The sequence below is a fragment of the Streptomyces sp. NRRL F-5755 genome (assembly GCF_001279365.1).
Classification (GTDB): Bacteria; Actinomycetota; Actinomycetes; order Streptomycetales; family Streptomycetaceae; genus Streptomyces; species Streptomyces rimosus.
On the sequence record NZ_LGCW01000102.1, the window covers coordinates 1 to 7747 of the forward strand.

The following is a 7747-nucleotide window of genomic DNA, read 5'->3' on the forward strand; positions in this document are numbered from 1 at the left end:
GTTGGTCGGACTCGGCCCTTCCAAGCTGTGCAGGAACCACATCCGCTGCTGCCCGAACGACAACGGCATCGGATCAGGCCGCTCCGCCGGTACGAGAACAGGGCGCACCGCCTCGAATTCGTCCAGTCGGCCTGCCAGCCCGGCAACCGTGGGCGCCTCGAACAACACCCGCACCGAAATCTCCGCACCCAAAGCACCCTTGATACGGCTGGCCAGCCGCGTCGCCAGCAGCGAATCCCCGCCCAGGTCGAAGAACCCGTCATCGATACCGACCTGCTCCAGGCCCAGTACCTCGGTGAACAGACGGCAGAGAATCTGCTCCTGCGGCGTACGGGGCGTACGGTCCGAGACGGCATAATCCGGCGCGGGAAGAGCCGCCCGGTCCACCTTCCCATTGGCCGTCAACGGCAACGCATCCAGCACCACCACCGCCGACGGCACCATGTAATCCGGCAACCGCTCCGCCACGAATTCCCGTACCTGTACGGCATTCCCGACGACATACGCCACCAGCCGCTTGTCGCCCGGCTGGTCCTCCCGTACGACGACCGCCGCCTGGTCCACGCCCGGGACCTGCGCGAGGACGCCCTCGATTTCGGCGGGCTCGATACGGAATCCCCGGATCTTCACCTGGTCGTCGGCCCGGCCGAGAAAGACGAGATGGCCTTCGTGGTCCCAGCGCACCAGGTCGCCGGTGCGGTACATCCGGCCGCCACCGTACGGTGACGCCACGAAGCGCTCCGCGGTCAGCGACGGGCGGCCCAGGTATTCGCGGGCCACACCCCGCCCCGCCACGTACAGTTCCCCGGCCACTCCGACCGGAACCGGACGCAGACAAGCGTCGAGAACGTATACCCGTACACCGTCCCGGGGCCTGCCGATCGGCAGTACGGAGGGCACCTTCGAGCCCGGTGCGATGGCGAACGTCGTCGCGCACAGCGTGGTTTCCGTCGGGCCGTACAGGTGGCGCACCGTGACCCCGGGGCAGGCGTCCAGGACGCTCGCGGCGGCGTCGGCCGGTACGACGTCGCCGCCGGTCAGGACGTGCCGGAGGTCGGCGAAGCAGGCGGGGGTCTCCTGGGCGAGTACGCGGAAGAGGCCCGCTGTGACGTGTACGGCCGTGAGCGCGTACGTGTCGATGAGGCGGGCCAGGGTGTGGCCGTCGATGTCCGCCTCCGGCGCCACGACGACGCACCCGCCGTTCAGCAGCGGCACCCACAGCTCGAACGTCGACGCGTCGAAGGCATGCGGCGCGTGGAACAGGACGCGGCCCGTTCCGATGTCGTCCCAGCAGGAGTCCAGCGCCAAGGCGGCGACGCCGCCGTGGGTGGCCACGACCCCCTTGGGCGTGCCCGTCGAACCCGAGGTGTACATCACGTACAGGCCGGATTCCGGTGCGACGTCCACCGGCAGCGGTTCGGCCGAGAAGTCCCTTAGCGCGTTGTCCACTTCGGTGCCGCTCACGACCAGCGCCGGTGCGGAGTCCTCCAGCAGGAACCGCATCCGCTCCGCCGGGTACGAGGTGTCCACCGGCACGAAGACGGCGCCCGCCTTCGCGATGCCGAGGAGCACGACGATCAGCTCCGCCGACCGGGGAAGCGTCACCGCGACCCGGTCGCCGGGCGCCACTCCCCTGCTGTGCAGGTAGCGGGCGAAACGGTTCGCTCGCGCGTCGAGTTCGCCGTACGTGAGGGAGCCCGCGGCGGAGATCACCGCCGTCTCGTGCGCGTACTGCCGCACGGTCCGCGCGAAGGCGGCGGGGACGGTCGTCGGCGCGGCTCCCGGGGCGCCGGTGTTCACGCCGTGCAGCAGCCGGTCGCGTTCGCCGTCGACCAGCACGTCGAGGCCACCGACGCGGGCGCCGGGGTCGGCGGCCAGCTGTCCGAGGACCTTGACCAGGCGCCGGGCCAGGAGTTCCGCGTCGGCGCGGGTGAACAGGTCGGGGCGGTAGGTGAGCCGGAAGCGCTCGGCCATCGCGGTGAACGTCAGCGGGTAGTGCGCGGCGTCCCGGCCGCCGACGCTCGCCAGGTCCAGGTCTCCGGACACCGACCGCGCGGTGGTGGCGGTCAGGTCGAGCAGGTCGACGGGGTAGTTCTGGAAGACGGTCAGGGTGTCGAACAGGGTCCGGGTCCCGGCGATGTTCTGGACCTCGGAGAGGCTGAGGTGCTCGTGCGGCAGCAGCGCCGCCTGGGCGTCCTGGAGCCGGGTGAGCAGCTGGGCGACGGTGTCGGTGGGCGACCAGCGGGCCCGTACCGGCAGGGTGTTGATGAACAGGCCCACGGTGGTGTCGATGCCCGGTATCTCCGGCGGGCGTCCGGCCGTGGTCCCCCCGAAGACCACGTCGTCGCGGCCGGTCAGCGCACCGAGGAGCACGGCCCAGGCGCCGCGCATCACGGTGCTGGTGGTGACGCCGTGCCGGCGCGCGAGGCCGGCCAGTTCCGTCACCAGCGGGGCGGGCAGTTCGACCCGTACCTCGTCGGGGTCGACCGGGGCGCGGTTGCCGGTCTCCGGTGCCACCAGGGTGGGCTGCGCGCCGTCGAGCGCGTGCCGCCACGCCTCGGCGGCGGCCGCGCCGTCGCGCCGGGCCAGCCAGGCGAGGTAGCTGCGGTACGGGGTGACCGGGGGCAGGGCGCGTTCGTCGCCGCCGTTGCGGTACAGCTCGATCAGTTCGTTGGCGATGATCGAGGTGGACCAGCCGTCGCACAGGATGTGGTGGACGGTGAGCACGACGCGGGTGCGGGTGTCGCTCACGCGGATGGCGGTGAGCCGCAGCAGCGGCGGTGCGGCGAGGTCGAAGCGCCGGGTCCACTCCTCGCGCACCGCCTCGCCGAGGGCGTCGTCACGGTGGCCGGCCGGTACGGCGCGCAGGTCCACCTCCTGCCACGGCAGGTCGCTCCGCTGCGGGATGATCTGCACGGTCTCGCCGGACTTGAGGGTGCGGAACCCCGCCCTGAGCGTCGGGTGCCTGCGCAGCAGCGCGTCTCCCGCCGACCTGAGGGCGTCCGTGTCTAGGCGGCCGTCCAGGTCCAGGACCACCTGGCCCCGGTAGATGTCCGTGGCCTCCGCGTCGTACAGGGCGTGGAACAGCATGCCCTTCTGCATCGGCGCGAGCGGCCAAACGTCGGCCAGTCCGGGCTTGCTCACGGTCACTTTCCCCATTCCGTTTCGAGCTGGTCGATGTCGTCCTGCGTGAGGGAGATGAGATCGAGGTCCGACGGGGTACGGCCGCCCGCGTCGCCCTGCTCGGCGCAGGCCGCCAGGGCCTCGGCGGCCCGGGACCACGCCTGGGCGAGGCGCCGTATGCCGTCCTCGGGGACCAGCGCCGTGTCCCAGGCCCAGTGCGCCGTCAGCCGGGGGCCTTCGGCGGTGTCCTCGGTACGGGCGTCGAGGTCCACGGGGTGGGTGCGGACGCCTTCGGGCGGGTGGGGGTCGCCGGTGGCGGTCCAGGCGGTGGCCGCTCCCGGCTGGACCGCGGCGGGGACGCGGCCGAGGTAGTTGAACAGAATCGGGGGTTCGGCGGAAGCGGCCAGCAGCCCGGCCGTCCGCGGGTTGAGGTGGCGGAGCAGGCCGTGGCCGATGCCGTGTTCGGGCAGTTCCCTGACCTGTTCCTTGACGCGTTTGAGCACGGTTCCGGCGTCGAGCGGGCCGGGTCCGTCCGCGCCGGGGTCGAGCCGGACCGGGTGGATGCTGGTGAACCAGCCGACTGTACGGGACAGGTCCACGCCGGGGGCGAGGCCGCTCTCGCGGCCGTGCCGTTCGAGGTCCACCAGGACGGCGCCGGGCCGGCCGCGCCAGTCGGCGACCGCGAGGACCAGCGCGGCGAGGAGCACTTCGGTGACATCGGCGTGGAAGGCCGCCGGGACGGTGGTGAGCAGTGCCGTCGTGGTGGCGGGCGGCAGGGTGGTGCTCAGTTCGCCGGTGCCGCCCGGGCCCATGGGCTTCGCCGGTGGAAGCGGGGCCGTGGGCCTCGTCGGCGGGTGCGGGGCCGTGGGCCTCGCCGGTGGTAGTGGGGCCGTCGGCCTGGTCGGGAGGAGCGGGGCCGTGGGTGCGCCGATCCGTTTCCAGAGCGGCAGTTCGGCGGCCCGTGCGGGGTCGTGGGCGGTTCGCCGCAGCAGTTCGGCCCAGCGGCGGAAGGACGTACGGACCGGGGGCAGTACCGGCTCGGTACCCGCCGCCACGGCTTCGTGGGCGAGGGCCAGGTCGTCGAGGACGATGCGCCAGGAGGCGCTGTCCACGCAGAGGTGGTGCGCGGCCAGGAAGAGCCGTCCCGGCCGGTGCGGGCCGGCGTCGAACCACACGGCTTGCAGCACGGTGCCGGTGCCCGGGTCGAGGCGGCCGGTCGCGGCGGCGCACTGTTCTCGGACGATCGTGGCCGTGATCTGTGCGGCCGGGCCGGGCAGCCGGACCGTACGCAGCAGGTCCGCCGCCCGCACTGCGCCCGGCGGCCGGACGTGCAGGCCGCCGGTGCCGTCGTCGGCACTGGTATCGCTTACGGGACCGAGCCGGAACCGCAGGGCGCCATGGTGGTCCAGGACGGCTTGGAGGGCGGCGGTGAGTTCGGCGCCGGTGAGGCCGGTCGGCGTCCACACCATGGCGGTCTGGAACAGCGGCCCGGCCAGCGCGTTCCGGTCGGCGAGCTGACGCATGACCGGGGTGAGCGGCACGGGACCCGCACTGTCGTCGTGCCGGGTCTCGTCCTCCGTGACGGGCTCGGCGACCAGCGCGAGGGCTTCCGGCGTCTTGTGCTGGAAGACGTCCGTCGCGCTGATCCGGTATCCGGCGCGGGCGGCGCGGGCGACGAGCTGGAGGGAGATGATGCTGTCGCCGCCGAGCTCGAAGAAGTTGGCGTCGGCGCCGATGCCGGGGGCCGGGTCCGCGTCGGGCGCACCCGTACCGGCCTCTCCCGTCCCGAGACCGAGGACTTCCGCGAACATGCGGCAGAACAGCGTCTCCAGCGGGGTGCGCGGAGCCCGCCCCGCCGACGCCGCCGCGTAGTCGGGGGCGGGCAGCGCCGCCCGGTCCACCTTGCCGTTGCCGGTGATCGGCAGCGCGTCGAGGGGGACGAGGGTGCCGGGGATCATGTAGTCCGGCAGCCGGTCGGCCGCGAAGTCCCGTATCCCGGCCGCGTCGCCGACGACATACGCGACCAGCCGCTTGTCGCCGGGCCGGTCCTCCCGTACGACGACGGCCACCTGGTCCACGCCCGGGGCCTGCCCGAGCACGGCCTCGATCTCGGCGGGCTCGATGCGGAACCCCCGGACCTTCACCTGGTCGTCGGCCCGCCCGAGGAAGACGAGGTTCCCGTCCCGGTCCCAGCGCACCAGGTCCCCGGTGCGGTACATGCGCCCGCCGCCGTACGGGCAGGCCACGAACCGTTCGGCGGTCCGTGGGCACCGGGTGCAGATGGGTGTCCAGGACGAAGACGCGTACGCCGTCGCGCGGGCGGCCGATCGGCAGGGCGGCCGGAGCTTCGGCGCCGGGCGGGAGGGTGTGGGTGGTGGCGCAGAGGGTGGTTTCGGTCGGTCCGTACAGGTGGTGGACCGCGGCGCCGGGGCACGCCTCGGCGACCCGGGCGACGGCTTCGGCCGGGACCACGTCGCCGCCGGTCAGCACGTGCCGCAGGCCCGCGAAGCACTCGGGGGTCTCCTGCGCCAGCACGCGGAACAGCCCGGCGGTCACGTGCACGGCCGTGAGCTCGTGGTCCGCGACGAGCCCGGCGAGCGTCGCGCCGTCCAGGTCCACCGCGGGCGCGACGACGACACATCCGCCGTTGAGCAGCGGCACCCACAGCTCCAGGGTGGAGGCGTCGAAGGTGTGCGGGGCGTGGAAGAGGACGCGGCCCGTGCCGATGCCGTCCCAGCAGGGGTCGAGGGCGAGTGCGGCGACGTTCGCGTGCGTTGCGACGACGCCCTTGGGCGTGCCCGTCGAGCCGGAGGTGTACATCACGTACAGGCCGGACTCCGGCGGTACCCGCACCGGCAGCGGGACGGCCGGGAAGTGCCCCAGCGCCTCCGCCACCTCGGAACGCGTCATGACCAGGACGGGAGCGGAGTCCTCCAGCAGGAACCGCACCCGCTCGACCGGGTAGGCGGTGTCCACCGGTACGGCCACCGCGCCCGCCTTGGCGATGCCGAGGAGCACGGTGACGAGGTCCGCCGAGCGGTCCAGCATCACCGCGACCCGGTCCCCCGGGGTGACGCCCTTCGCGCGCAGGTACCAGGCGCACCGGTTCGCCCCCGCGTCCAGTTCCCCGTACGTCAGCGTGGCGTCCCCGTACCGCACCGCGGGCGCCTCCGCGTGCCGGGCGGCGATCCGCTCGAAGCACCGCGGCACGGTCTCGCCCCGTGCCTGCGCCCGGTCCGGTGCCGCCGCGGCGGTGACCCGGCTCCGCTCGTCCTCGCCGAGCACGTCCACCCGGCCGGCCCGTACGGAGGGGTCGGCGGTGACCTGGTCGAGCACCCGCAGCAGGCGGGCCACCAGGCCCTCGGCGGTGGCGCGGTCGAAGAGGTCGGTGGCGAATTCGAGATAGCACTCCAGGCCCGCGGCGGCGCCCTCGGCGTCCCGGCGTTCCCACATCAGGACCGACAGGTCGAACTTCGAGGTGGACATCTCCACCGGCACCAGCCGGGATTCCAGCCCGGGGGCGTCGAAGTGCGTCTCGGGCGCGTTCTGGAGGGCGAAGGCGACCTGGAACAGCGGGTGCCGGGCCAGGGACCGGACCGGGTTCAGCACCTCCACCAGGTGCTCGAACGGCAGGTCCTGGTGGGCGTACGCGGCGAGGTCGGTCTCCCGTACCCGGGCGACCAGTTCGGTGAAGGCGGGGTTGCCGCTGACGTCGGTACGCAGCACCAGCGTGTTGAGGAAGTTGCCGACCAGGTTGTCCACGGCCTCGTCCGTCCGGCCCGCGATGGGCGTGCCGAGCGGAATGTCCTCCCCGGCGCCGAGCCGCGAGAGCAGTACGACGACGGCGGCCTGGGCGACCATGAACAGCGTGGCGTCGCAGTCCCGGGCGATCTCCAGCAGGCGGCGGTGCGCGGCGGCGTCCACCGTGAAGGGCAGGAACGCTCCCCGGTGGGTCGCCACCGGCGGGCGGGGCCGGTCGAAGGGCAGCTTCAGATGCTCGGGCAGCCCGGCCAGCGCCTCGGACCAGAACGCGGCCTGCCGCCTGAAGAGGCCGTCCTCGGTGTCCTGTGCGAGGAGTTCGCGCTGCCAGAGGGTGAAGTCGGCGTACTGGACCGCCGGCGGCGCCCAGCCGGGTGCGCGGCCGTCGGCGCGCGCCGCGTAGGCGGTCGCCAGGTCGTCGGCCAGCACGCCCATGGACCAGCCGTCGGCGGCGATGTGGTGGACCACGATCAGCAGCACATGATCATCCGGTGCCGCCTCGAAGAGCGTGACGCGCCACGGCAGTTCGCTCTCGATACGGAATCCCTGCTCGACGCCCGCCGCCAGAGCTTGTTCCACGTCGTCCGCGCCGACCGGCGCGGTGGGGATACGTACGGCCACCTCCGCCGCGTCCACGATGTCCTGGCGGGCGCTGCCGCCGTGCTCGGGGTAGCGGGTGCGCAGGGTTTCGTGCCGCCCCACCACATCGCCCCAGGCCGCCTCCAACGCCGCAACGTTCAATTCCCCCGTCAGACGAATAGCCAGCGGAATGTTGTTGGTCGGACTCGGCCCTTCCAAGCTGTGCAGGAACCACATCCGCTGCTGCCCGAACGACAACGGCATCGGATCAGGCCGCTCCGCCGGT

The 7747-nt window shown here is 73.1% G+C and carries 2 protein-coding genes and 1 pseudogene; all 3 read right to left on the reverse strand.

All coding sequences use genetic code 11. From position 1 onward, the window contains the following. Window positions 1-3144: non-ribosomal peptide synthetase (locus ADK86_RS12520; protein ID WP_234345825.1), on the reverse strand; the 3144-nt coding region annotated here is incomplete at its 3' end. Between the two features lie 2 nt (window positions 3145-3146). Continuing rightward, a complete protein-coding gene (locus ADK86_RS44425; protein ID WP_234345826.1) occupies window positions 3147-5342 on the reverse strand; it encodes a condensation domain-containing protein in 2196 nt (731 codons plus the stop codon). 100 nt (window positions 5343-5442) lie between these two features. Further along, window positions 5443-7725, reverse strand: a pseudogene (locus tag ADK86_RS44430) (condensation domain-containing protein); the annotation flags it as partial. Between the last annotated feature and the right edge of the window lie 22 nt (window positions 7726-7747).